Origin of the sequence: Pacificoceanicola niger (assembly GCF_048553275.1) — a bacterium.
Lineage (GTDB): Bacteria > Pseudomonadota > Alphaproteobacteria > Rhodobacterales > Rhodobacteraceae > Pacificoceanicola.
The window spans coordinates 432,038-456,644 of record NZ_JBLZMW010000001.1 but is presented as its reverse complement, the minus strand read 5'-3'; the positions used below and the strand labels follow the sequence as shown (position 1 = coordinate 456,644).

Sequence of the window (24,607 nt, the reverse complement as noted above, 5' to 3'; positions counted from 1 at the left end):
CCATGCGCTTTACCATCGCCATCGACGGACCGGCCGCCGCCGGAAAAGGCACGATTTCCAAAGCGGTGGCCGAGCATTACGGTTTTGCCCACCTCGACACCGGGCTGCTCTACCGCGCGGTGGGGCAAAAGACGCTGAGCGGGCTTGCCGCTGTCGAGGCAGCCAAGGCGCTGACCGCCGAAGATCTCGATGCAGGCGATACGCTGCGCACGCCAGAGGTGGCTCAGGCCGCCTCTCGCGTGGCGGCAATCCCGGACGTGCGCGCGGCGCTGACCGATTTTCAGCGCGCCTTTGCCCGCCGCGCCGGGGGCGCCGTGCTTGACGGGCGCGACATCGGCACGGTGATCTGCCCGGAGGCGGAGGCCAAGCTCTTCGTCACCGCCAGCGCCGAGGTCCGCGCCGAACGCCGCTTTCGCGAACTGGTCTCGGGCGGGCATGACACCCGTTTTGACGCTGTGCTGAAGGATGTGAAGGAGCGCGACGCGCGGGACATGAACCGCGCCGACGCGCCGCTGAAACCGGCTGCGGATTCCGTGCTCATCGACACCTCGAAACTCGGCATCGACGAGGCCATCGCCGCCGCGATCGCGGCCATCGACGCCCGCAAAGGGGCGTAAAGACAGGGCTATTGCGGCTCTGGCCTCGCCCGCCTAACCTCCGCCGGAAATCAACGCGCGGAGATCCCCCATGAAACAGGTCAAGATCGGCCAGGACGGCCCCGAAACCTCTTGCCTTGGCATCGGCGCCATGTCCTTTGCCGAATTCTACGGGCCGACCACGGAGGAAAACTCCTATGCCATCATGGACGCGGCCATCGAAGCGGGTGTGACCCATATCGACACCTCCAACGTCTACGGCATGGGCCGTTCGGAAAACGCAATCGGTGCCTACCTCAAGGCCAACCCCGGCGCGCGTGACCACTTCCACATTGCCACCAAGGGCGGCATCACCAGCGACGCGGACGGCAACCGCTGTTTCGACAATTCGGCCGGGCACCTCGAGGCGATGCTGGATGCGTCCCTGCAAAGGCTCGGCATCGACTGCGTCGATCTCTACTATGTGCACCGCCGCGAAGCGGACCGACCCATCGAAGAGGTTGCCGAGACCATGGGCCGTCTCGTGGCCAAGGGAAAATGCAGGCAGATCGGCTTTTCCGAAATCGCGCCCGCCTCGCTGCGCCGCGCCCATGCGGTCCATCCCGTGGCCGCCGTGCAGTCGGAATACTCGCTCGCCACCCGGTTCCCGGAACTGGGGCTGGTTCAGACCTGCGCAGAGCTTGGCACCACGCTTGTCGCCTTCTCGCCGGTCTGCCGCTCGCTGCTCACCGACACGCCGCTCGCCGCAGAGATCATCCCGACCCTGCCCTTCCTGAAATCCGCGCCCCGGTTTCAGGAACCGAACCTCTCCGCCAACCTCGCCCTGACCGAGCCGTTCCGCAAACTCGCTGCCGACATGGGCCTGCCTGCGGCGGGCCTCGCCATCGCATGGGTGCTGGCGCAGGGCGATCACATGCTGCCCATCCCCGGCACACGGTCCGTCGCCCATTTTGAGCAGCTTGTACAGGGCGCGAACACCACGCTGAGCGCCGAGGATCTGCAACGGATCGACGCAATCCTGCCCGTCGGCTGGGCGCATGGCGATCGCTACACCGATGCGCAATGGATCGGGCCAGAGCGCTATTGCTGAAGGGGTTGGGCGCGCTGCCCAAGGGAGCGTGCGACCCCACGACTTCCGGAATCGACGTGTCGCCGCCGTGGATCAACGGCGGCGCTACTTTTCCGCCCGCACCCGCGCGCGCGATTCATCCAGCCGGGCAATGTAGTCCTTGCCATCGCCGTACGGCAGGAAGGTCGCGTACCGCGGATGGGGGCCGGCCACCTTCGAGGCGTGTTTGATCGGGCACCAGAACGCTTCCGTCCGGGACGAAACCTCGCGCACGTAGGCGGCAACGCCGTTGCAGTACCCGCAATAGACGCAGTACAACTTCTGGAATACATTAAGGTAATCAAGCAAATGCCGGTCGATGCGCACGTAGTCCGCGCGCCGCACCGAGGGGATGCCATAGAGCGGAAAACACAGCCGCATATAGAGGCTCACCCAGAGGTCGATGATCGCGAAGGGCACGATCAGGCTGAAAATCACCGGCCCCGTCACCAGCAGCCGAAGCGGCGTGCGGCGGCGCAGCTCGGCCAGTGTCACCTTTTGCCGGCGATGCAACGCACGGGTCTCGGCATTGAACTGCGGCTTGCCGTTCTTCATGCGAAAGCAGCCGTCGCAGGCCCGGCGCGTCCTCTCCACCTCCAGTTCGGCCTGCAAACGTTCGATTTCCTGCGTGATCTCTTCAACTCTGGACATGGGCACCGCCTGTTCGTTTCGCCGCGCACTTTAGCCGTATCGATCCAGAGGTCGATACGGATTCATCCGCCGTGCGGACCGGGCCTTCGAAACTTTGTCTTATCGCTGGTACCCACGGCCGGATTCGAACCGGCACGGCACTAAGGCCTAGAGATTTTAAGTCTCCTGTGTCTACCATTCCACCACGCGGGCCAGCGGTCCCTGTCTATCAATCGCGGCGGCGAAGTACAGACAGAATGCGCGCCTCAGCGGCGGCGGCGACGCAGCACTGCAACACCCCCCAGCCCCAGCATCAGCAGCGGCAGAGACGCCGGAAGCGGCACTTCGGCGGTGGGGATGATCCCACCCGCAAGCTCACCGCTGTAGATCGCGAAATAGTCGATACTGCCCCTGAAGTACTCACCAAAACCGCCGAATTGCGCCCCAAGCCGGGTCTGCGTGCCGCCTCCGATCAGGCTCAGTTCTGCCCCGGAGAACACCTCGGAGCCGTCGATATAGAACCGCGTGCCGAAGCTGTCCCCGGAGGTCAACACATAGGTATGCGCCAGGCCGTCGCTCGGCATCAGCACGCCGGGGCTCGTGTAATTGTCCGTCAGGCGCATCCCGCGCACATTGCTACCGGACGCCCCCGTCGCATGACCGATATAGAACCCGCCGCCGCTGCTCCCCTGCGAAACCATCTCGACATAGCCCGTCGCCAAGGGCAGCGTCGCCGTCGCCGTCAGCACAATGGAGAAATCCGCGCCACCGGTCGGGATCAGATATCCATAGAGGTCGACATAATCACCGCTGCCATCAAGATGCAGCTGACCCCCACTCACAGAGGCGTTGCCGACCAGGGTCGACCCGACGCCGCCAACGCCGTCCGTCATGCCGGTGTCGAAGGTAAATTCATGGGCCAGCGTCGCCGCAGAGGCTGCACCGGCCAGCGCAAGCGAAGCAAGCGCGAGGGAAACAGATCGTAACACGGAAATCTCCTGTCTGGTAATTGCGCCAGTTTACGCGATGCGCCGCCTTCGGGCAAACATTACCGTATGACCGTGGATCTAAAGGTCTTCGCCCTCTGGCGACGTGAGCAATCCCCGCTCCGGCAGCCATGGATTGAGCGCCAGAGCGCCGCGCAGGGCCTGCTGCCCCTCCGCCTCGCGCCCGAGTTTCATAAGCGTCAGGGCCTTGCCCGCCAGCGCCGCCACATGTCCCGGATTGATCTCAAGCGCCGCGTCCAGATCCGGCAGCGCCGCCAGGTAATCGCCACGCAGATAGGCGACGAAGGCCCGTTGGTTATAGCCCTCGGCATAGAACGGGCAGTAGCCGACCAGCGCATTCAGGCGCGCCTCGGCAGCCTCGTAATTTGCCGTGCGCTGCGCCGCCATGCCCTCGTCAAGCATCCGCTGGCTGGCCTCGTCCGGCGCCTCAAGCCACAACTCCCAGAGCCGCGCAGTCAGCCCCCGCGCCGCCGTGTAGTTCGGCGCTGCCTGCAGCCCTTCGAGCACGGCGGTCTGATCCTGTGTGACATCGGGCGCCACCGGACAGCCATCAGCCCAGGCCGCGCCGCCAAGCCCACAAACAACTGCGATCGTCTTCCACATGCACAGCAGCCTGCCAGACACGCCCGTCAAATCAAGTCACATCCGCGATACCGTCGTCCTTGACCGCCTGCATGGCGACATAGGTCGAGGTCAGCGAAATCCCCGGCAACGTTGACAATTTCTCTGCCAACACCCGCCGATAGGCACGCATGTCGGCAGTGCGGACCTTGAGCAGGTAATCGAAATTCCCGGCGATCAGATGCGCCGATTCCACCTCCGGAATCGCCGCCACCGCCTTGTTGAAGGCCTCCAGCGCCGCCTCGCGGGTGTCACTCATGCGCACTTCGACGAACGCCACGTGATCAAGGCCAAGCCGGATCGGGTCCAGAATGGCGCGATACCCCCGGATCACACCGCTTTCTTCCAGCCGTTTCAGCCGCGCCTGGGTCGGAGACTTTGACAAACCGATCCTGCGGGCCAATTCTGTAACAGAGATCCGACCCTCTTCGGCCAGCGCCATCAGGATCGCGCGGTCGAATCCATCCAGAGTGTCATTGTCCATTGGCATTGCACAATCTCCGTTTTGCCATCCATTCGCACCGCCGGACTCGGTAATTTCCGTCCATTTGACTGCCCTAAAGGTAATCATAAGGCGAATTTCCCGAAGATCATAGCGTAACCTGCGCCTGCAAACCCGAAAGGTCTTTTCATGTCGCTCGACCATCCCGCCCCCGCCGATTCGCCGCGCCAGCGCATCCACGCCGGCACCTATGCCGACGAGGCGCAGACCGTTGCCGCGTTGGTCGAGCAGGCCGACCTCTCGCCCGAGGATCGCGCCGCGATCAGCGCGCGCGCAGCCGGGCTGGTGCGCGACATCCGCGGCACCTCCAACCCCGGCCTGATGGAGGTCTTTCTCGCCGAATACGGCCTGTCCACCGACGAGGGCATTGCGCTCATGTGTCTGGCCGAGGCTCTGCTGCGTGTGCCCGACGCCGAGACCATCGACGCGCTGATCGAAGACAAGATCGCCCCCTCCGACTGGGGCAAGCACATGGGCCACTCCACCTCGCCGCTGGTCAATGCCTCGACCTGGGCGCTGATGCTGACCGGCAAGGTGCTTGACGACGAAAAACCAAGCCCGGTCCGCTCCCTGCGCTCCGCCATCAAACGTCTGGGCGAGCCGGTGATCCGCACCGCCGTCGGCCGCGCCATGAAGGAGATGGGCGCGCAATTCGTGCTGGGCGAGACCATCCAGAAGGCCATGAAACGCGGCTCCGCCATGGAGGCCAAGGGCTACACCTATTCCTACGACATGCTCGGGGAGGCTGCCCGCACCGAGGCCGACGCCCGCCGCTATCACCTGTCCTACTCCCGCGCGATCGGCGCGATCTCGGAGGCGGCGACGGGCAACGACATCCGCACCAATCCCGGCATCTCCGTCAAACTCTCCGCCCTGCACCCGCGCTATGACGAGTTGCAGCACCGCACCGTCATGGACGAGCTTGTCCCGCGCCTGCGCACCCTGTGCCAGCTTGCCCGCTCCGCCGGGATCGGCCTCAACATCGACGCCGAGGAGGCCGACCGCCTGGAAATCTCGCTCGACGTGATCGAGGAAGTGCTCGCCGAGCCCTCGCTCAAGGGCTGGGAAGGCTTCGGCGTTGTCGTGCAGGCCTATGGCAAGCGCGCCGCGCCGGTGCTCGACTGGCTGCACGATCTCGCCGAACGGCTCGACCGCAAAATCATGGTCCGCCTCGTCAAGGGCGCCTATTGGGACACCGAAATCAAACGCGCGCAGGTCGCGGGCGTGGACGGCTTCCCGGTCTTCACCTCCAAGCACGCCACCGACGTCAGCTATATCGCCTGCGCGCGCAAGCTGCTCTCGATGACGTCCCGCATTTATCCGCAGTTCGCCACGCACAACGCCCACACCGTCGCCGCCATTTTGCAAATGGCCGACAGCATGGCGCTTGATCCGGCGGCTTACGAATTCCAGCGCCTGCACGGCATGGGCGAGACGCTGCACAGCCTCGTCAAGGATCGCGAATCCACCCGCTGCCGCATCTATGCCCCGGTCGGCGCGCACCGCGACCTGCTCGCCTATCTCGTGCGCCGTCTGCTGGAAAACGGTGCCAACAGCTCCTTCGTCAACCAGATCGTCGATGAGGACGTCCCGCCAGAGGCCGTTGCCGCGGATCCGTTCGACCAGCTGGAGCCCGCGCATCTCACCACCGGTCCGGACCTCTTTGCCCCCGAGCGCGCCAATTCCAAGGGCTTCGATCTGCGCGACCGGCCGACGCTGGCCGCCATCGAGGCGGCCCGCAGCGCCTTTGCAACCCACACATGGACCGCCGGACCGCTGACCGCCGCTGATGCGCCCAAGGGCGACGACAGCCCCGTGCTCAATCCCGCCGACCCCTCCGACACCGTCGGCACGCTCACTTGGGCCACCACCGAAACCGTCAACGCCGCTGCCGAAGCGGCCCAACGCTGGACCGCCAGCCCCGCTGAACGCGCCGCCGTCCTGAACAAGGCCGCTGACCTCTTCGAAGCGCAGTATGGCGAACTGTTCGCCCTGCTGCACCGCGAGGCGGGCAAATTGATGCTCGACGCCGTGGCCGAACTTCGCGAAGCGGTCGACTTTCTGCGCTACTACGCCGCCCGCACCGAGGGCGCCGAGCCGCAGGGCACCTTCACCTGTATCTCGCCGTGGAACTTCCCGCTGGCCATTTTCACCGGACAGGTCTCCGCCGCTCTGGCTGCCGGCAATGCCGTGCTGGCCAAACCGGCCGAGCAGACGACCCTGATCGCCTTCCGCGCCGTGCAGCTGATGCACGAGGCCGGCGTGCCGCGCGCCGCATTGCAGCTTCTCCCCGGCGCGGGCGAAGTGGGCGGCGCGCTGACCTCCCACCCGAAAACCAACGGCGTGGCCTTCACCGGCTCCACCGACACCGCGCAGATCATCCACCGCTCCATGGCGAAACACCTCGCCCCCGGCGCGCCGCTGATCGCCGAAACCGGCGGGCTCAACGCGATGATCGTCGACAGCACCGCCCTGCCCGAACAGGCGATCCAGGCCATCGTCGAAAGCGCCTTCCAAAGCGCCGGTCAACGCTGCTCCGCCCTGCGCTGCCTCTATGTTCAGGAGGACATCGCCCCGCATTTCCTCGAAATGCTGCAGGGCGCGATGGATGCTCTCGTCATGGGCAACCCATGGGATGTGACCACCGACCTTGGCCCGGTCATCGACGAAGAAGCCCGCGCGGGCATCGTCGATCACATCCGTGCCGCGCAGGCCGAAGGCCGCGTGCTGAAAACCTACCCGACCCCGGACAGCGGCTATTTCGTCGCGCCAACCTTGATCCGCATCGGCGGCATCAAGGATCTGGAGAAAGAGATCTTCGGGCCCGTCCTGCACGTCGCGACCTTCAAATCACACCAACTGGACGCCGTGATCGACGCCATCAACACCACCGGCTACGGCCTCACCTTCGGCCTGCAAACCCGTATCGACGACCGCGTGCAACACGTCACCGAAGCCGTCCACGCCGGGAACATCTACGTCAACCGCAACCAGATCGGCGCCATCGTCGGCAGCCAGCCCTTCGGCGGCGAGGGCCTCTCCGGCACCGGCCCCAAGGCGGGCGGGCCGCTCTATGTGGACCGCTTCCGCAAGCACCCGGCCCCGGCCACCGGCACGCCCTCAGCCAATCCTCAGGACCCGCAGGCCCTGCAAACCGCGCTGAACCAACCCGGCAAGATCCCGGAACCGACCCGGACAGAACTGCCCGGACCGACCGGTGAAGCGAACCAATACGGCACCTTCGCCCGGCCTCCGGTCCTCTGCCTTGGACCCGGCGATGCCGCCGAAACACAGGCCGAAGCGATCCGCGCGCTCGGCGGGCTGGCCGTCACCGCCTCCGGCACGCTGGAGCCCGCCGCGCTGGAAACGCTCACCGGCTTCTCTTCCGTGCTCTGGTGGGGCGACGCGGACACCGCCCGCGCCTACCGCATGGCGCTGGCTAACCGCAAAGGCGCAATCCTGACGCTGATCACCGGCGCGCCAGACAAGGGACACGCCCGCGCCGAACGCCACGTCTGCATCGACACCACGGCGGCAGGCGGCAACGCCGCGCTCCTCGCCGGCACCGAGGGCTGAGCCGAACCCGGGAATGATCCGCGCGATTGCACGCATCCCCTTGACCCCGGCCAAACCGGGGTCATTCTGCACCGCATGTTTCCGATCAGAGATCACAACCCTTCGGGGCGCGTCCCATACGTCACCTATATGCTGATGGCCGCCAATATCGGCATTTTCTTCAGCACATGGGACCTGCACGGCGACACCCGCGCGCTCTACAACTTTTATGCCAACTGGGCGCTGGTCCCGGCCTTTGTCTCCGAAGGCACCGGCTACACCGGCTTTCTCAGCTCCATGTTCCTGCACGGCGGGCTGGCACACCTGGGCGGCAACATGCTGTTCCTGTTCATCTTCGGCGACAACGTCGAGGACGAAATGGGCCACGGCCCCTATCTGATGTTCTACCTCGCCTGCGGCATCGGCGCCGGACTGGCGCAATACCTCTCCGATCCAACCTCGACCATCCCCACCGTCGGCGCCTCCGGCGCCATCGCGGGTGTCATGGGGGGCTACTTGCTGCTGTTTCCGAAGGCCCGCATCGACATTCTCGTGATCCTGATCATAATCTTCCGCATCATCCCGCTGCCCGCGTGGATCGTGCTGGCGCTGTGGTTCGGCATGCAGCTCTTCGGCGGCTTCGGCAGCCCGGCCGGAGCGGGCGGCATCGCATATTGGGCGCACGCGGGGGGCTTTGCCATCGGCGTCGCCCTCACCCTGCCGCTCTGGCTGCGGCTCGGCGGCCCGCTGTTCTGGCAACGCACCCATGGCCACCCGCCGCATCCCGTCGCCCGCTATGCTAATTCGACAACCCGCATCCCAAGGATCCCGCGCCGATGACCGACCCCGTCAAAGCCACCTGCCACTGTGGCGCTGTCGAACTCCGCATCACGCTCTCCGATGGCTTCAATACCGCCCGCCGCTGCGACTGCTCCTTCTGCCGTCGCCGCTCCGTACCAGTTGTCTCCACTCCGATCGACGGCATCGATATCGTCCGAGGAGCGGACAGGCTGACGCTATATGAATGGGGGACAAAAACAGCCAAGCACCACTTCTGCTCGGTCTGTGGCATCTACATGTTCCACCGCCGCCGCTCGAACCCCAACGAATACGGCGTGAACCTTTATGCCATCGAAGGCGTCGAACCCAAGGACATCGAGCCGGTGCGATGGAACGATGGTGTCAACCACCCATCAGACCAGCCTCGGGACTGAACCCCACCAAAAATTGGATATTTGAACAGAGAAGAAACAAAGGGCGCAGCGCTCCAGACCGGCACCGCGCCCTTGGCTTCTTTTCTGCAAAAATATCCCCGCCGGAGGCGGTCCTACCCGTGGCTCAGACCGAGCGGATGATTTTCGCGAAGGGGTCGAAGATGTTGTTACTTGCGCAGAGGATTGAGCCGGACTCAAGCGGGTCCTGATCCTTGCGTACACCCTCCAGAAGCGCGCCCGCTTCCTTGGCGATCAGCGTCCCTGCGGCGATACGGTACAAGTCCAGCTCGCGCGCCCAGTAGCCATCGAAGCGGCCCGCAGCCACATAGGCCAGATCGAGCGCCGGGGCACCCCACTGGCGGGCGCCGGCGCATTCGGGCATCAGTTTGGCGAGGTCCTTGATCGTTGCGGGCAGCGTGCGTTTCGTGCTGTGCGGGATCTCTGTCGCAAAGAGTGCCTCCACCATGCGGTGACGGCCAGACACACGCATGCGCTTGGAGTCGTTGAGCCACGCACCCGAGCCGCGCTCGGAGTAGAACATTTCGTCCTTTGCCGGATCGAAGACCACGGCAGAGACGATCTGCCCCTTGTGCTCCAGCGCGATGGAGATGCACCAATGCGGCAGGCCATGCAGGAAATTGGCCGAGCCGCCGAGCGGGTCGACAAGCCAGCGGCGCGTCGGGTCCTGCCCTTCGATCTCGCCCGCCTGACCGCCCATCCAGCCGTAGCCGCGCACGCTCATCAGCTCTTCGCGCAGGATTTCTTCGCAAGCCGTATCGGCGCGGCTGACGAAATCGCCCGCCCCGCGCAGCGACACCTGCAGGTTCTCCACTTCGCGGAAGTCCTTGACGAGGCTGCGGCCCGCCTTGCGCGCCGCCTTCATCATGATGTTGAGATTTGCGCTGCCCTGCATCGGTACGGCCCTTCATATGCAATCAGGCCGCGCGTATACGCGGCCTGACCCGAAATGCCAAGAGCGCGCGGACCCTGCCCGCGCCGCTATCGTATTTAACGGTAAATCACACCCTTTTCGCCCGCGGGCGCGTAGGCTGTCGGGGCCTTGCGCTTCGGCTGCGCCGTGTATTTCGCCTTGCCGGCGCGGTTGATGTAGGGGCCCGCGTTCGGCGAGCCGCAGCAGATCACACCGCCCATGGTCACCGGCTGCAGACCGGCGGGGCAAAGGTTCTCCGCCGGGTAGCTGTGCATCAGGAAATTCGAGTTCGGATCGTTGGTGGCGTCGCCCATGTACATGTCGCCCCAGGCGAAGGCCGCCCCGGCGGTCATGGCAAGGCCCGCAGCAAGGCCGAGAGTTCCGAGAATACGCATGATGTCCCCCATCGTGACCGGAAAAAATAATGTGCTGACCCTCAGGCTACCAGCCATCCTGCGCAAGTCAATTTTTTACTGAGGGAAAACGGGGATTTAATCGCTCGGTTTGCGTGCATCTCGGGATCGGGCAGGCCCGCGCGGCGTCTGTTTCCAGCGGTGTTGCCAAAATGGCGCAAAGCGGGCGAAGCCCGGCCGGCGGGTCTGCAGGCGCTCAGGCGGCGTCACGGAAGAAACGGTCGGCACGTAAATAGAAACGTCAAAACTGTTCGGAAAGTCTGCGCCATGGTCCGGGCGCGGGCGGAGGTAGATGAGCAAGAGCGGCGTTCTGCCGTTCAATCAGCTCTTTGCCGGTAAAGCACGGACCCAGCGGCCTTCTGCCTGCGGGGTTCGGCCTGACGAGGCTCAGTAAATGTACCGGATCTGATCGGTCCAATACCGCTCGACGCGGCGCAGCGAGTTGGTGATCTCGTCGATGCCGTCGATGCTGAGCACATTGCGCGACTGCAGCCCCTCGGCATGACGCCCGAACAGGTCGGTCACGATGTCACGGATCTCGCGGCCGCGTTGCGTGAGACGCACCCGCACAGAGCGCCGGTCGATCTCGCAGCGCTGATGGTGCATATAGCCCATCTCGACCAGCTTCTTGAGATTGTAGCTCACGTTCGATCCCTGGTAATAGCCGCGCGACTTCAATTCGCCCGCCGTCACCTCGTTCTCGCCGATATTGAACAGCAGCAGCGCCTGCACTGCGTTGACATCAATGATGCCGAGCCGCTCGAATTCATCCTTGATCACGTCGAGCAGTAGCCGATGGAGCCGTTCCACCAGGCTGAGCGCGTCAAGGTAACTGGCCATGAAACCCTGCTCACCGGGTTTGGCCACCGAGGAATGTATGCTCATATTTTTCTCCGCCGTTATTCGGTGCCAGCGGAAACTGCGATGGAAAGACCAATATAGCGTTAAATCAGGGCGATAATGTGGAAAATGCGACGGATATTTTCGTCGCATTTCAATCGAACCGAACAGGGATGGCGGGCCCGGCGCGGCGGGCCGGCGCCGGGATCAGCCCGCGCCAGAGGCCACCTCGCGGATGCTTTCGATCAATGGAACAAGGGGTTTGGGCGCCGGGACCTGCCCGGAAATCCACTGGTAGAGATCCTGGTCATTCTCCTCCAGAAGCGCCTCGTAAGCGTCCAGTTCGGGATCGCTCATCGTGGCCAACCGCGCGTCGCTGTAACGGATCAGAAGGATGTCCATCTCCTTCGTGCCGCGCCGCATCGACCGCATGGCGAGCCGTTTCTTCCGAGTCTCGCGATCCTCAGGCATCTCCGTTCTTGTCCTTCAACAACAACCGCAGGGACTTCTCCAGACGTCCCAGCTTTTCGGCCTGCCCCTTCATCTTGGCCCGCATCGCGCGGATCTCGCCGAGAATATCCGCCACTTCGGGCGACAGGGTCTCTTCGTCCGGGGAGCTGACACCCTCGCCTTCACCCGTGATCAGCCAGACCATCGACACGTTCAGCACACCCGACAGCATCGACAGCTTGTTGGCACGCGGCTCGGACACATCGTCCTCCCAGCCCTGCAACGTGGTCAGCTTCACGCCCAGGCGCTTGGCCAGAACCGCCTGTGTCATGCCCGCCGCTTCGCGCGCGGCGGCAAGACGATCGCCAAATGTGGCCGCGTCAGGGCCGTACCAATCGGTATCCGCAGTGGTCTCGCTCATGTCTTCCTTCCTTTCCGGGGAATGCCCCGAGGGCCACGGCAAATCCCGCCATGGCGATGTGACGCGCCCGGATTGCAGCCTTGAATGCTCGTCGGGCGCAAACTAAGACAGACGGCGGCACATTACAAATGGATGACCCGCATGTCCTTCCTCTCCGAAACGCTTGCGCGTGTGAAACCCTCGCCAACCGTCGCCATTTCGCAATTGGCGCGGGACCTCGCAAGCGCCGGCCGCGACATCATTTCGCTGAGCGCCGGTGAGCCTGACTTTGACACGCCGGACAACATCAAGGCCGCAGCGATTGCGGCGATTCAAGGCGGGAAAACGAAATACACCGCGCCGGACGGCATTCTCGAACTGAAACAGGCGATTTGTGCCAAGTTCGAGCGCGAGAACGGGCTTGGCTACAAACCCGGGCAAATCTCCGTCTCCACGGGGGGCAAGCAGGTGCTGTTCAACGCCCTGCTGGCCACGCTGAACCCCGGCGACGAGGTGGTGATCCCTGCGCCGTACTGGGTCTCCTACCCTGATATGGTCCGCCTTGGTGGCGGCGCGCCCGTCATCGTCACCGGCGAGCGCGACACCGGCTATAAAATCACCCCCGAGGCGCTGGAGGCGGCGATCACCCCGGCGACCAAATGGTTCATCTTCAACTCGCCCTCGAATCCGACCGGGGCGGGCTATACCCGAGACGAGCTGAAGGGGCTGACGGACGTGCTGCTGCGCCACCCGCACGTCTGGGTGATGTCGGATGACATGTACGAACACCTTGCCTACGACGGCTTCGAATTCTGTTCGCCCGCGCAAGTGGAGCCAAAGCTCTACGAGCGCACGCTGACCGTCAATGGTGTGTCCAAGGCCTATGCCATGACCGGCTGGCGCATCGGCTATGCCGGGGGGCCGGAACATCTCATCGGCGCCATGCGCAAACTGCAGTCGCAAAGCACCACGAACCCGTCGAGCATCTCGCAATGGGCGGCGGTCGAGGCGCTGAATGGCCCACAGGACTTCCTCGCCGAGCGCTGCGCCGCGTTCCTGCGCCGCCGCGACCTTGTGGTGGCCGGGCTGAATGCCTGCCCCGGTGTGATTTGCCCGACGCCAGAAGGCGCGTTTTACGTCTACCCCGACATCACCGGCTGCATCGGCAGGACCAGCAAGGGCGGCACCCTGATCGAGGACGACGAAACCTTCTGCAAGGCGCTGCTCGAAGAGCACGGCGTCGCCGTTGTCTTTGGCGCGGCCTTTGGCCTCTCGCCCTGCTTCCGCGTCAGCTACGCCGCATCGGACGAGGACCTGACAGAGGCCTGCGCACGCATCAAGGCGTTCTGTGACGGCCTGAGCTGACCTGTGCCGGGGCGCCCCCTGCCCCGGCTCTTCCCGCTTCGATGGAGGGTGCCATGTCAAACGACCTGCCCGAGTTCTACTTTCGCACCCGCGACAATGGCGCGATGGTCTACCGCGTCGATTCCGAAAACCGCCAGCGCCGCATCGACCTCGACCAGATCGCAGTGGTCAACCTCAACAAGGGCGAGATCCGCCCGCACGGCGACCACAGCCTGACGGAGGCCGAGACAGCGGCCATCGAACAATGGATGGACACCCGCCGCGCCACCCTCGCCGCGCGCGAGTTCGACGACATCCGCCGCACCGTGGACCAGCTCCACCACGCCGCCCAATGGGCACAAAGCCGCGCCACCGCCGACGCGCTTGAGGCGGTCACGGACGATCTGCTCCTGGCCATGCACGACCTGCGCCTCGTGCTGGTGCGGAAAAAGGCTGACCGGCTGCTGAAGGACTGATCCGGGACGCGCATTTTGCCAAATAGCTGCGAGGGGGGGGCGCGGCACCGGGAGGTTTTGGGCGAGGGGCAAGATGTGGCAAAGGTGTTGGAGCAGATCGCTCTTGCATTCGGGGCCGTTGCTGCTTTCCTGGCGCTATGGTGAAACTGGTTCTATTGCACAAGGCCGACTCGATTTACGAGGACGAGCCGGACGTCGTCTACGATTTCCCACGGACGTATCTCAAGGCTGTTCAGGCCGCCGTCGGCGATTGGATCATCTACTACGAGCCCGTCAAAGCCGGCCCGCGCGGCTATTTCGCCGTTGCCCAGATCGACCGGGTGATCCCCAAGCCCGGGGTCAAGGGGCGCTTTCTCGCCCTGATCCGCGAGGGGAGTTTTCTTCCCTTCGATCAAACCGTGCCGCGTCTGATTGACGGCACGCCACTGGAGACTGCCCTGACCGAACCGGATGGCTCTGCGAAAAAGGGCGGTGCGGTCCAGTTGGCGGTTCGCAGGCTGCCCGACGCGGACTTCGCCCGGATCGTCGATATTGGTCTGCCGCAGGACCTCGAACAGATCGAGGCGATCCGCTACAATCCGCGCGGCCCCGGTCTGGACGACAGCGCACAGCCTTTTGACCGCCCCGTGCTCGAACGCCTCACCCGCCGTCCCTATCGCGATGTAGCCTTTCGCAGGAGGGTGCGCGCGGCCTACGGCTACCGTTGCGCCATCTCCGGGCTGATGCTGCGCAATGGCGGTGGACGGCCTGAGGTCCAGGCCGCGCATATCCGGCCCGTGGAAGCGAAGGGCAGCGATTCTGTCCGTAACGGTCTTGCCCTCTCCGGCACACTGCATTGGATGTTCGATCGCGGTTTGATTTCGGTGGCGGACGATGACCGCACGATCCTCGTCTCGCACAACAAGGTGCCGCGCGACGTGGTGAGCCGCCTACTTTCCCCGGATGGCCAGCTCATCACTCCCGAAAACCCGCAGGACGCGCCACATCCTGCCAACCTGCGCTGGCACCGCGAAAACGTCTTTGGTCGTGTAATCGCCGAGGAAGCCGCGCCCTGGGAGTGACCCGACGCACACCCTATTGGCCCGATTTCCTCCGGCGCAGTCGCCCGCAAGGTAGCGGAGGCAGCGCCTCCGACTACCGCCGTCCAGACAGAACCATCACCTGCAATTCGCGCTTGAGCTTGCGCACCATGGCCGCCTCGAAATCGGCAAAGCCCAGCGCGGTCTCGACAAACGCCTGCTCTCCTTCGATCACATAAGCCCGGAAATAGCTGACCAGCGCCTCCGGCTCGCTCCCCGTCACCACCAGCGCATTGATCGTCACCCCGCCGGGGCGCACGTCCTGAGGGCGCGGGCCGGTGTTACTCTCGCCATCGCCGGACAAGTCCAGCACCCGCCGCCAACAGCCCGCCTGCGGGGCAAGCAGCGCCGCGCCGTAGCGTTTCGCCTCGCCCAGCGCCGTCGACGGGTCCTGCGCCACCCGCGCCGTGCCACGCAGCCGCTCCGCCACATCCGCCAGCACGCCGACATCCGTGACCGTCACCCAATCCTGCAATCCCCGCTGGGCGAACTGCCCGCTCCATTCAAAAACCGCAAGGCGCACCGGCGCATCCGGCATGGCAAGGAACGCCGCCACCACCTCCGGCGTCTCCAGCGCGGCGGCCAGCCCATCGAGCTGCAGCCGGTACTCCTGCGCATCGACCGAGCCGGACACATCCAGCCCCAGCGCCAGAGCCTGACGGCACGCTGCCTCCGCGCCCCCCGCCCAGAGCAGCAACAGCCCGGCCAGCAGCCGCCTCATTCCACCGATCCCAGAATACGCACCGCGATCTCGCGCAGCAGCTTGCGCTCCATCGCCTCGCGGAAGCCTTCGTAGCCGTCAGAGGTTTCGATAAAGGCCCCCGGCCCCTTCAGGACGAAAAATTCGTAGTGATCCCGCACGCCGGGATCTGCACCGAGCACCGTAAGCCCGTTCACCGTCACCCCGTCGAACGGGAAATGCTTGTAGGCCAGATCCGGGCCGAAGCCATCGTTGGTGATGCCGTCGCCCGACACGTCGATCACCTGCCGCTCGCACACCGGCGCGCGCTCCAGCATGGTCGCCCCGAACCCCAAGGCAAAGCCCAGCGCCGTGGGAAAGCGCGTGTAGGACCGCTGTGCCCCGCGCAGCCTGTCCGCCGCCGCAGCGATATCCGCCTCGCCGCGCAGCACGGTCCAGTCGAGGATCACCGTCGACTGCCGCCGTCCGCTCCATTCATACACCCCGAGGGCCACGGACCCGCCGCCGCCCTCAAGGATCGCCCGCTTGACCGCAGGCGACATCAAAGCCGCTGCCGTGCCATCACGCTGCAGCGCATATTCCGCCGCATCGACGGAACTCGACACATCCAGCGCCAGCAACAGCGCAAGGCGGCAATGGCTCTGCGCCTGCGCTGCCATCGGCAGCACAAGCAGCAGCGCCAGAAGCCGCCAGAGCCTTACCAATGCCCCGTGTTCTCCATCGAGGCCCAGGGCTCCTGCGGCGGCAGCGCGTCGCCCTCCTGCAGCAGCTCGATCGACACGTTGTCCGGCGAGCGCACAAACGCCATATGGCCGTCGCGCGGCGGGCGGTTGATCGTCACACCGGCGTCCATAAGCGACTGACACATCTCGTAGATATTCGGCACCGTATAGGCCAGATGGCCGAAATGCCGCGAATCCGACGGCAGCCCCTCGTCGCCATCCCAGTTGTAGGTCAGCTCCACATCCGCATGGCCGTCCGCCTGCTCCGGCGGACAGAGGAAGACCAGCGTAAAGCGGCCCTTCTCGTTCTCGCTGCGGCGGCGCTCGACCAGCCCCAGCATCTTGTAGAATGCGATGGATTTATCCAGATCCTTGACCCGAACCATCGTATGAAGAAAGCGCGTTCCCATAAGAACTCCCATTTTCCTTGTCATCCGAACGCCGCACCCGGGGCGTCTCCCCGATGCATCCGCCTCAAACGAGGCTCAGAATACCGACTTGAGGCCCAGCCGCAAATCGGCACCCTGCGTTTCGTACAAAGAGTAATTGGAGCTTCGGTCGCGGAAGGAAACCCCGACCTCCGGCGCAAACCCGAGATAATCCATTTTCGGCAACAGCACGTCCACCGACAGGCCCCATTCCTCGTCCCTGCGCGGGTCCACCCACCAGGCAAAGGGCGATTGCTCGTAATCCACCGCCTCATAGCTCAGCGTCAGGCTCGGCAGCAGGCCCATGACCGGGCGGGTCATCGCGTATTTCACCGCCGCGCGCTGGCTTCGCCGCGCCACAAGCCGCGAATCCGAGTGCACATCCGCCGCGCTCAACGACAGGCTCACCGCGCTCTTGTCGAAATGCCGGGCCAGCGTCAGCCCGACCTCACCGGTCTGCGCGCTGCGCAGGCTGGCATCCTTCCGTGTCTCATCCTCAAGCGCCAGCCGCAGCGCCCCGGTCCAGCCTTCGGCCAGCCGTCGCGAATACCCAAGGTCCAACCGCGCTGCGTCCGAAATATGATGCCCCCCGCCCCAGTAGCGCGACACAGAAAGCTGCGCATGGGCCAGCCAGTCCTTCTGCGCGCCCATCCGTTCATAGCCGACCGAAAAGCCAAGCCGGTCACGGCGGAAATCCGCATCGTCGATCCACGGCACCCTGTCCCGCGCCGAGGCGGAGAACCGCACCCGCTCGATCCCGCCGGTGGCGCCGAGCGTGATCCGCGCGCGCGCGCCGGTTGCAATACGATAGGTAAAGCGCGCATCGCCGCCATAGCGCAGCCCCGACAGCGGCACCGCCGCCGGGTTCACGAAGGTCAGCCCGGCAAAACTGAACTCATTGGTCTTCGGCGCGGCGTTGAGATTGTCGGACGGCTCCGCGAACAGGTTCAGCTTGAGCCGCCACGGCGTGCTGCTGCGTACAAAACGAAAATCGCGCACCGCCATCGCGCGCATGCCTTCCGTCGGCGCAACCTCCGCCGCGCGGCGCAGCCAGTATTGCGCAATGCCCTTTCGCCCGTCGGAGGCCTTGGCCTGCGCCGTCACCAATGCTGCGAAAAAGCGGTCCTTGTCGGTGCCTGCGGCGCCCCGCGCCTGCGCCGCCACGGCATCGGCTTCGCCAAAACGCCCCATGTCGCGCAGGGCGCGGCTCTTGAGCACCAGCGCCGGCACATCGTCCGGCAGCCCCTTGAGAATGCCCTCCGCCAGCAAGAGCGCCTCGCGCGGGCGTTTTTGCTGCAACAACAGCCCTGCCATGTCGCGCGCCGACTCGACGCTCACACGCGTCTCGGCCTGTGCCGCCTGCGGCAGCACCAACGGCCCCGCCGCCCCGAGAAGGCCAAGCCCCGCAAGCGCCATCACGCGCAGCGCCCCGCGCAGCGCCCCGCGCAGCGCCCCGCGCAGGCGTCCGGCGCGCCGGGGCAAGGCCCCTGCGCCGGACCCGTGTCGTCTCGGGGCCTGTGTCAAAACGGAACGCAGGCCATCCTGCAAGGCCATGTCCGGATCACCGGGAGCCGACAAATCCGCCAACTTCGCGGACCTGGACTTCGATATACTCGCCGGTGGCGGGATCAATCCCGATCGGACCGTTGCCCTCGACCACGACAACCCCGGCAACCTCTTCGCCGTTCGGACCCGCGAACAGGCCCTCCCATGTGCCGGTCGCGCCGACACCATTGGTATTGTTGCCGCCATAAACCGACGCGGTCGAGCTCTCGATCGTCCAGTTGTCAAAGTTGATCTGCGCCGTGCCAAGCGAGATGCGCTCGTCGCTGCCGTTCAGATCGTTGATCGGAATGCCCGCATTGTCAAAGAACGTGCGATTGGCAATGAAGCCCTCGACAGCGCCAATGTCGTCAAAGTCCTGAATATCGACGCGCACGCGCGCCGTGCCGATCACGTACTGAATCTCCGAGCCGGTATCGGGGTCAATGATCGTCCGCACGGCGGCATATTCGCCGTCATAGATATAGCTCTGGTTGCTGTCCGGCAGCGCCCCGTCGCCCGACAAACGCTGCGCCGCAGCCCCGCCAAAGCCAAAGGTGACATAGTTGTCCGTGCCGACCGCCGTGACCTGCGCATAGGCCTGATCCGACTGGCGGAACACGGCGTAATAGCGGTTCGTGCCCTCGGTGTTGCGATAGGCGTCAAAGCTCGATCCGGCGGTCTGGAACGCCGCCGAAGCCCCCGCCGTCCGTGCATAGCTGTTGTTGCCATCGAACGGCAGGTTGTTGAGAACAAGCTCCCCGGTCGCCGCATCGAACTGAACGTCGTTCATCGTCAGGTCATCTTCGATGTCGCCGCCATACACGTCCGGCCCTGTCGTACCGCCGCCCTCATCGGGAACGGTCGTCGGCATCGGCTCATCGACCAACGGCTGCGTGCCCGTCCCGATCCCGTCTTCACCGTCATTCGCCGGGTTGCCGCCCGAACAGGCGGCAAGCACACTCGTCAACGCGAGCGCTGCAATATATCGTTTCATCTGACTGCCTCAGGTCTTGCCCGTTTATATTTTCCCACCAGCCTGCGCATCCCGCCCCGCACTGTCAAATCCCCGCCCCCGCAACGCCGCAATTTCATCAAATGTGAGGCAATTCCGCCTCTACCGCATCTCGCCCTCCCCCTCCCGCTCCACACCAGATATAGTCAAACCCGACTCATCCAGTGCAGCCTTCCCGGGAGCCTCCCATGCAGCAATATCTCGACGCCCTGCGCACCGTGCTCGACCACGGCACGCCCTCCACCGACCGCACCGGCACCGGCACCACCTCCTACTTCGGCCTGCAGCAACGCTACCCGCTGGCCGATGGCTTCCCCCTCGTGACCACCAAGAAACTCCACCTCAAATCCATCATCCACGAACTGCTCTGGTTCCTGCAGGGCGACACAAACATCCGCTACCTGCAGGACAACGGCGTCTCGATCTGGAACGAGTGGGCGAATGAGGACGGCGATCTCGGCCCCGTCTATGGCCACCAATGGCGCCACTGGCCCGGCCACACCGGCGAGATCGACCAGATCGAAACCCTCCTGGACATGATCGCCAAAACCCCGGATTCCAGACGCCTCATCGTCTCCGCATGGAACCCCGCCGACGTGCCCGACATGGCCCTGCCCCCCTGCCACACGCTCTGGCAGGTGCGCATCGCGGGGGGCAAACTCCACCTGCAACTCTATCAGCGCTCCGCCGACATGTTCCTCGGCGTGCCCTTCAACATCGCCTCCTACGCGCTCCTCGCGCACATGCTCGCCCATGTCACCGGTTATGAGCCCGGCGATTTCATCCACGCCATCGGCGACGCGCATATCTATTCCAACCATATGGATCAGGTCGCCGAGCAGCTCTCCCGCGCGCCCCGCCCCCTGCCGACCCTGCGCATCACCCGCGACGTCAAATCCCTCTTCGACTTCCGCTTCGAGGACTTCGCCTTCGACGGCTATGACCCGCACCCGGCGATCAAAGCTCCGGTGGCCGTCTGATGCTGACCCTCATCGCCGCCCGCGCCCGCAACGGAGCCATCGGCCGCGCCGGGGACATCCCCTGGCACGCGCCGGAAGACCTCGCGATGTTCAAACGCGAAACCCTGGGCGGCGCTTTGATCATGGGCCGCCGGACGTGGGAGAGCCTGCCCGTCAAACCCCTGAAATCCCGCCTGAACGTGGTGGTCACGTCAAACCCGGACCTCACCGAACACACCGCCCCCTCCGTCAAAGCCGCCTTGGAGATCTGCCGCGCCGAAGGCTATTTCCGGACTTACGGCATCGGCGGTCAAAGCATCTACGAAGCTTTGCTTCCCATGGCCGACCGCCTTCTGGTCACGGAAGTGGATTTGTTCGTGGATGGGGCGGATGCGTTTTTCCCGGCGTTTGATGAGGGAGAGTGGCGCGAAGTGGCGTCAGAGATGTTGAGGGAAGAGGGGCCGGGGTGTAGGGTGAGGGAATTGGTGAGGGGGTAGTGGGATGAGAGTTTCCGAGCGTTTTTCCTTAGCGGCGAATTTTGAAAGCTTTTGCATCGAAGTGCTGAAGATGGCAGGAGCAAGCATCACCGAAATCGAGGGCTTTGGCAACGGACGCGATCAAGGTTATGACTTTATCATTAATACAGAACGAGGAGCAATCGCCGTCGAGGTGAAAACTCGCTCAAAGCATAACCTCTCCTACCGAGAAATTCGATCAATATACGAAAGAATACACAATGGCTCTGAGGTGCATTCATTTAAATACTCGCTCCTAATCACCAATACGGAAGTGACCGACAGCCAATTCGAAGAAATTCGACGTGAAATGCCGCACCTGATTGTCTTGGATGCGGGTAGCCTCTGGGAGTTAGTCGCAGGCGACGAAAAGACTCTCAGAGATTTGCAGGGAATCCTAAGCAACCTCAATCCTTTCACCGGAAACTCACCCACCACGCACAGGTCAAACGAGGTCACTTTTCGGCTACTTGGGTTGACGCCCATCGGTGTGCCAACTGACCTTCTGCCACCATTTTTGTGCAATGATTTAAAGGCAATACCCTCCGGTCAGCCGAATTCCAGTAACTTCGAAAATGCACTCACTGAGACTTTGAAGTTCCTGTTTGATGGCGAACTCACGGCGTGGTCGTTCCAACAGAGGACGGACACGGGCATGTCCATCAACGATTTACTTGCTCGCAACAACTCATCCCAAGGTTTTTGGAAAACCCTAAGAGAACACTTTGAAAGCGTTTATGTAATTTTTGAGTTTAAGAACTATTCGAATGCCGTTGCACAGTCCCAGGTATATTCTACCGAGCGATACCTTTACCGATCCGCGCTTCGCAACACGGCAATAATTATTTCCCCAAAGGGGTTAAATGAGAACGGCCAGAAAGCGGCACGAGGTGCTCTTCGCGAGCATGGCAAATTAATCTTGAGCATTACAGTAGATGACGTGTGCAAAATGATTGCAGCCAAGTTGAACGGTGATGATCCGTCGATTGTGCTCTCTGAGTTGCTTGACACCATGTTAATGAAAATCGAAAGATAGATTCTGCATCGCATTCCTTTGCGTAGAGAAAAAGTATAGCTAGTAGCCGCACTATTTCCCCGCAGTCCCGGACTTGATCCGGGACCTCATCGGGGCATGTGGCTCCCGTAGCCCCCGGAATGACTCCTGTGTGGGCGTCGACACTTTTGCGGGCAAAAGTGCGACCTTGCCCACTGGCCGAAAAAGACGGGGCTTTTTCGGCCGGATTAACCTTCTTTCTTGGTGTTTTTTGGGGACCGGCAGAACAAAACGGCATTTTGTACCAAACTCGGCGGAAAACGTACCAAACGTCTCTCTACGTGTCTCCGGGGCCCCGGACCGGCTCCGGGAAATAGTACCAAACTCGACGAATTTTGTACCAAAAAACCGACAAACGCCCCACGCAACGGGGCAGCGAGCGCTCCGTTACTGTCAACGCACGGTGCCTTAATCCGCGCTTTTCCCCCGCCCCCTGCTCTGCCATACTGAGCCTCAATCCCATAAGAACAAAAAGGGCACGAGCATGGCCGATGATCTGTTGAACGTTGCGGCAACCAGCGACTACGACGCCTCCTCCATCGAGGTGCTCGAAGGGCTCGAACCCGTGCGCAAACGGCCCGGCATGTACATCGGCGGCACCGATGAACGCGCCCTGCATCACCTCGTGGCGGAGGTTCTCGACAACTCCATGGACGAGGCCGTCGCGGGCCATGCCAACCGGATCGAGATCACCTTACACGCTGATTATGCAGTGGAAATTCGCGACAACGGGCGTGGCATCCCGATTGATCCGCACCCCAAGTTTCCCGGCAAATCCGCGCTCGAAGTCATCCTCTGCACGCTCCACGCGGGCGGCAAGTTTTCTGGCGACGCCTACGAGACCTCCGGCGGTCTGCACGGCGTCGGCGCCTCAGTCGTCAACGCCCTGTCCGATTCCATGGTCGTGCAGGTGGCCAAGAACAAGGAACTCTACGAGCAGCGATTCTCCCGCGGCATCCCCCTTGGCCCGGTCGAGAAAATCGGCGCAGCCCCCAACCGCCGCGGCACCACCGTGACCTTTCACGCAGACGAAGAAATCTTTGGACATCATAGGTTTAAGCCCGCCCGCCTGTTCAAGATGGTGCGCTCGAAGGCCTATCTTTTCTCCGGCGTGGAGATTCGCTGGAAGTCCGAGATCGACGACAAGGAAACCCCGCAGGAGGCCACCTTCCACTTCCCCGGCGGCCTCGCCGACTACCTGACGGAAACACTTGGAAAGTCAATGACTTACAGCGAGCGCCCTTTCGCGGGCGTGGTCGATTTCAAGGAGAAATTCGGCGTGCCGGGCAAGGTCGAGTGGGCGATCAACTGGACCCCATCCCGCGACGGCTTTATCCAATCCTACTGCAACACCGTCCCCACCCCCGAAGGCGGCACCCACGAAGCCGGTTTCTGGGCCGCGATCCTCAAGGGTGTGAAGGCGTACGGCGAGTTGATACAGAACAAAAAAGCCAGTCAAATCAATAGGGACGACCTGATCACCGGCGGATGCGCGCTGGTCTCCTGCTTCATCCGAGAGCCGGAATTCGTCGGTCAGACAAAGGACCGTCTGGCCACCACCGAGGCCCAGCGCCTCGTTGAAAACTCCGTCCGCGATCATTTTGACAACTGGCTCGCCTCTGACACCAAATCGGCCGGAGCAATCCTTGATTTTCTGGTACTTAGGGCCGAAGAGCGCCTCCGCCGTCGCCAGGAAAAAGAGACCGCCCGCAAGTCCGCCACCAAAAAGCTGCGCCTCCCCGGCAAATTGACCGACTGCACCGCCAAGAATCGGGCGGGCACGGAGCTGTTCATCGTCGAGGGCGATTCGGCCGGCGGCTCCGCCAAAGGCGCCCGCTTCCGCGAAACCCAAGCCCTCCTGCCCCTCAAGGGCAAGATCCTCAACGTCCTTGGTGCGGCCTCTAACAAGTTGACATCTAACGCGGAAATCCGCGATCTCTGCGAAGCTCTCGGCGTTGGACTGGGCACGAAATTCAACGTCGACGACCTGCGCTATGACAAGATCATCATCATGACGGACGCGGACGTCGACGGCGCGCATATTGCCTCGCTTCTGATGACCTTCTTCTTCACCCAGATGCGCCCGCTGATTGATCAGGGCCATCTCTATCTCGCCTGCCCGCCGCTCTACCGGCTGACGCAGGGCGCGAAGCGCATTTATGTCGCAGATGACGCCGCGAAGGAGGCGGCGATGATCAAGGGTCTGGGTGGAAAAGGAAAAATCGACGTTCAGCGCTTCAAAGGTCTGGGCGAGATGGACGCGAAAGACCTGAAGGAAACCACAATGGACCCGGCGACCCGCACCTTGATCCGCGTCACGATCGACGAGGACGAACCGGGCGAGACCGGCGATCTGGTGGAGCGCCTGATGGGCAAAAAGCCGGAACTCCGCTTTCAATACATTCAGGAAAACGCCCGCTTCGTCGAAGAGCTGGACGTCTGATCGTTACTCGAATGTAAATCGGGCGAGCGCCCGAGGGATAGGCGCTCGCCCGAAATTCTGCTA

26 protein-coding genes and 1 tRNA gene are annotated in these 24,607 nt (G+C 63.5%); 12 read left to right on the top strand and 15 right to left on the bottom strand.

What is annotated here, in order from left to right:
• Positions 1–2 precede the first annotated feature (2 nt).
• Positions 3–617: a (d)CMP kinase gene (gene cmk, locus ACN2XU_RS02135; RefSeq protein ID WP_419408732.1), complete on the top strand. Its 615-nt coding sequence runs from the start codon at positions 3–5 to the stop codon at positions 615–617.
• Positions 618–687: 70 nt separating this feature from the next.
• Complete coding sequence (locus tag ACN2XU_RS02130; protein WP_419408731.1) at positions 688–1,686, top strand: aldo/keto reductase; 999 nt, start codon at positions 688–690, stop codon at positions 1,684–1,686.
• An 84-nt stretch (positions 1,687–1,770) separates the two neighbouring features.
• Here ACN2XU_RS02130 and ACN2XU_RS02125 read toward each other — a convergent pair whose 3' ends face one another.
• The 5 genes from ACN2XU_RS02125 to ACN2XU_RS02105 all read right to left on the bottom strand — a co-directional run bounded on the left by ACN2XU_RS02125 (position 1,771) and on the right by ACN2XU_RS02105 (position 4,452).
• Positions 1,771–2,355: a hypothetical protein gene (locus ACN2XU_RS02125; RefSeq protein ID WP_419408730.1), complete on the bottom strand. Its 585-nt coding sequence runs from the start codon at positions 2,353–2,355 to the stop codon at positions 1,771–1,773.
• 106 nt (positions 2,356–2,461) lie between these two features.
• Positions 2,462–2,547 (bottom strand) — tRNA-Leu (locus tag ACN2XU_RS02120).
• Between the two features lie 53 nt (positions 2,548–2,600).
• Positions 2,601–3,323, bottom strand: a complete 723-nt coding sequence (locus ACN2XU_RS02115; protein ID WP_419408729.1) for a LamG-like jellyroll fold domain-containing protein — start codon at positions 3,321–3,323, stop codon at positions 2,601–2,603.
• 78 nt (positions 3,324–3,401) lie between these two features.
• Complete coding sequence (locus tag ACN2XU_RS02110) at positions 3,402–3,944, bottom strand: tetratricopeptide repeat protein (RefSeq protein WP_419408728.1); 543 nt, start codon at positions 3,942–3,944, stop codon at positions 3,402–3,404.
• A 31-nt stretch (positions 3,945–3,975) separates the two neighbouring features.
• Positions 3,976–4,452 carry an Lrp/AsnC family transcriptional regulator gene (locus tag ACN2XU_RS02105; protein WP_419408727.1) on the bottom strand — a complete coding sequence of 159 codons (477 nt, stop codon included), beginning with the start codon at positions 4,450–4,452 and terminating at the stop codon, positions 3,976–3,978.
• Between the two features lie 141 nt (positions 4,453–4,593).
• On the opposite strand from ACN2XU_RS02105, the gene putA reads away from it, so the two are divergent.
• The 3 genes from putA to ACN2XU_RS02090 all read left to right on the top strand — a co-directional run bounded on the left by putA (position 4,594) and on the right by ACN2XU_RS02090 (position 9,233).
• A complete protein-coding gene (putA, locus tag ACN2XU_RS02100; protein ID WP_419408726.1) occupies positions 4,594–8,040 on the top strand; it encodes a bifunctional proline dehydrogenase/L-glutamate gamma-semialdehyde dehydrogenase PutA in 3,447 nt (1,148 codons plus the stop codon).
• Between the two features lie 75 nt (positions 8,041–8,115).
• Entirely contained in the window at positions 8,116–8,859 is a 744-nt protein-coding gene (locus tag ACN2XU_RS02095) for a rhomboid family intramembrane serine protease (protein WP_419408725.1), read from the top strand.
• Positions 8,856–9,233 carry a GFA family protein gene (locus ACN2XU_RS02090; protein WP_419408724.1) on the top strand — a complete coding sequence of 126 codons (378 nt, stop codon included), beginning with the start codon at positions 8,856–8,858 and terminating at the stop codon, positions 9,231–9,233. The genes ACN2XU_RS02095 and ACN2XU_RS02090 overlap by 4 nt, the downstream gene beginning before the upstream one ends.
• Positions 9,234–9,357: 124 nt before the next feature.
• Here the strand turns inward: ACN2XU_RS02090 and ACN2XU_RS02085 are convergent, their stop codons facing one another.
• From ACN2XU_RS02085 to ACN2XU_RS02065, 5 genes are all read right to left on the bottom strand, one after another.
• Positions 9,358–10,146 (bottom strand): inositol monophosphatase family protein, encoded by a 789-nt coding sequence (locus ACN2XU_RS02085; RefSeq protein WP_419408723.1) that lies wholly within the window; start codon positions 10,144–10,146, stop codon positions 9,358–9,360.
• 95 nt (positions 10,147–10,241) lie between these two features.
• A complete protein-coding gene (locus ACN2XU_RS02080) occupies positions 10,242–10,559 on the bottom strand; it encodes a hypothetical protein (RefSeq protein ID WP_419408722.1) in 318 nt (105 codons plus the stop codon).
• Between the two features lie 405 nt (positions 10,560–10,964).
• Complete coding sequence (locus ACN2XU_RS02075) at positions 10,965–11,462, bottom strand: MarR family winged helix-turn-helix transcriptional regulator (RefSeq protein WP_419408721.1); 498 nt, start codon at positions 11,460–11,462, stop codon at positions 10,965–10,967.
• 162 nt (positions 11,463–11,624) lie between these two features.
• Positions 11,625–11,888, bottom strand: a complete 264-nt coding sequence (locus ACN2XU_RS02070; protein WP_419408720.1) for an FAD assembly factor SdhE — start codon at positions 11,886–11,888, stop codon at positions 11,625–11,627.
• Positions 11,881–12,288 (bottom strand): helix-turn-helix domain-containing protein, encoded by a 408-nt coding sequence (locus tag ACN2XU_RS02065; protein WP_419408719.1) that lies wholly within the window; start codon positions 12,286–12,288, stop codon positions 11,881–11,883. Before ACN2XU_RS02065 ends, ACN2XU_RS02070 begins: the two co-directional genes overlap by 8 nt.
• A 141-nt stretch (positions 12,289–12,429) precedes the next feature.
• On the opposite strand from ACN2XU_RS02065, the gene ACN2XU_RS02060 reads away from it, so the two are divergent.
• The 3 genes from ACN2XU_RS02060 to ACN2XU_RS02050 all read left to right on the top strand — a co-directional run bounded on the left by ACN2XU_RS02060 (position 12,430) and on the right by ACN2XU_RS02050 (position 15,148).
• Positions 12,430–13,632 carry a pyridoxal phosphate-dependent aminotransferase gene (locus ACN2XU_RS02060; protein WP_419408718.1) on the top strand — a complete coding sequence of 401 codons (1,203 nt, stop codon included), beginning with the start codon at positions 12,430–12,432 and terminating at the stop codon, positions 13,630–13,632.
• 53 nt (positions 13,633–13,685) lie between these two features.
• The gene (locus ACN2XU_RS02055; protein ID WP_419408717.1) at positions 13,686–14,087 is read left to right on the top strand and encodes a hypothetical protein; all 402 of its coding nucleotides are present in this window, start codon (positions 13,686–13,688) and stop codon (positions 14,085–14,087) included.
• Positions 14,088–14,224: 137 nt separating this feature from the next.
• Entirely contained in the window at positions 14,225–15,148 is a 924-nt protein-coding gene (locus ACN2XU_RS02050) for an HNH endonuclease (RefSeq protein ID WP_419408716.1), read from the top strand.
• A 73-nt stretch (positions 15,149–15,221) separates the two neighbouring features.
• Here ACN2XU_RS02050 and ACN2XU_RS02045 read toward each other — a convergent pair whose 3' ends face one another.
• The 5 genes from ACN2XU_RS02045 to ACN2XU_RS02025 all read right to left on the bottom strand — a co-directional run bounded on the left by ACN2XU_RS02045 (position 15,222) and on the right by ACN2XU_RS02025 (position 19,555).
• Positions 15,222–15,887, bottom strand: a complete 666-nt coding sequence (locus tag ACN2XU_RS02045) for a DUF1194 domain-containing protein (RefSeq protein ID WP_419408715.1) — start codon at positions 15,885–15,887, stop codon at positions 15,222–15,224.
• The gene (locus tag ACN2XU_RS02040) at positions 15,884–16,570 is read right to left on the bottom strand and encodes a DUF1194 domain-containing protein (RefSeq protein ID WP_419408714.1); all 687 of its coding nucleotides are present in this window, start codon (positions 16,568–16,570) and stop codon (positions 15,884–15,886) included. Before ACN2XU_RS02040 ends, ACN2XU_RS02045 begins: the two co-directional genes overlap by 4 nt.
• Positions 16,564–16,998, bottom strand: a complete 435-nt coding sequence (locus tag ACN2XU_RS02035) for a VOC family protein (protein WP_419408826.1) — start codon at positions 16,996–16,998, stop codon at positions 16,564–16,566. The genes ACN2XU_RS02040 and ACN2XU_RS02035 overlap by 7 nt, the downstream gene beginning before the upstream one ends.
• Before the next feature lie 75 nt (positions 16,999–17,073).
• Positions 17,074–18,570, bottom strand: a complete 1,497-nt coding sequence (locus ACN2XU_RS02030) for a surface lipoprotein assembly modifier (protein WP_419408713.1) — start codon at positions 18,568–18,570, stop codon at positions 17,074–17,076.
• A gap of 7 nt (positions 18,571–18,577) precedes the next feature.
• A complete protein-coding gene (locus ACN2XU_RS02025) occupies positions 18,578–19,555 on the bottom strand; it encodes a hypothetical protein (RefSeq protein WP_419408712.1) in 978 nt (325 codons plus the stop codon).
• A gap of 206 nt (positions 19,556–19,761) precedes the next feature.
• Between ACN2XU_RS02025 and ACN2XU_RS02020 the strand changes: the two genes are divergently transcribed.
• The 4 genes from ACN2XU_RS02020 to parE all read left to right on the top strand — a co-directional run bounded on the left by ACN2XU_RS02020 (position 19,762) and on the right by parE (position 24,544).
• A complete protein-coding gene (locus ACN2XU_RS02020) occupies positions 19,762–20,553 on the top strand; it encodes a thymidylate synthase (protein ID WP_419408711.1) in 792 nt (263 codons plus the stop codon).
• Complete coding sequence (locus ACN2XU_RS02015; protein WP_419408710.1) at positions 20,553–21,029, top strand: dihydrofolate reductase; 477 nt, start codon at positions 20,553–20,555, stop codon at positions 21,027–21,029. Before ACN2XU_RS02020 ends, ACN2XU_RS02015 begins: the two co-directional genes overlap by 1 nt.
• A gap of 4 nt (positions 21,030–21,033) precedes the next feature.
• Positions 21,034–22,083, top strand: coding sequence for a restriction endonuclease (locus ACN2XU_RS02010; protein ID WP_419408709.1), 1,050 nt, complete (start codon positions 21,034–21,036; stop codon positions 22,081–22,083).
• 502 nt (positions 22,084–22,585) lie between these two features.
• Positions 22,586–24,544: a DNA topoisomerase IV subunit B gene (gene parE, locus ACN2XU_RS02005; RefSeq protein WP_419408708.1), complete on the top strand. Its 1,959-nt coding sequence runs from the start codon at positions 22,586–22,588 to the stop codon at positions 24,542–24,544.
• Positions 24,545–24,607: the final 63 nt, after the last annotated feature.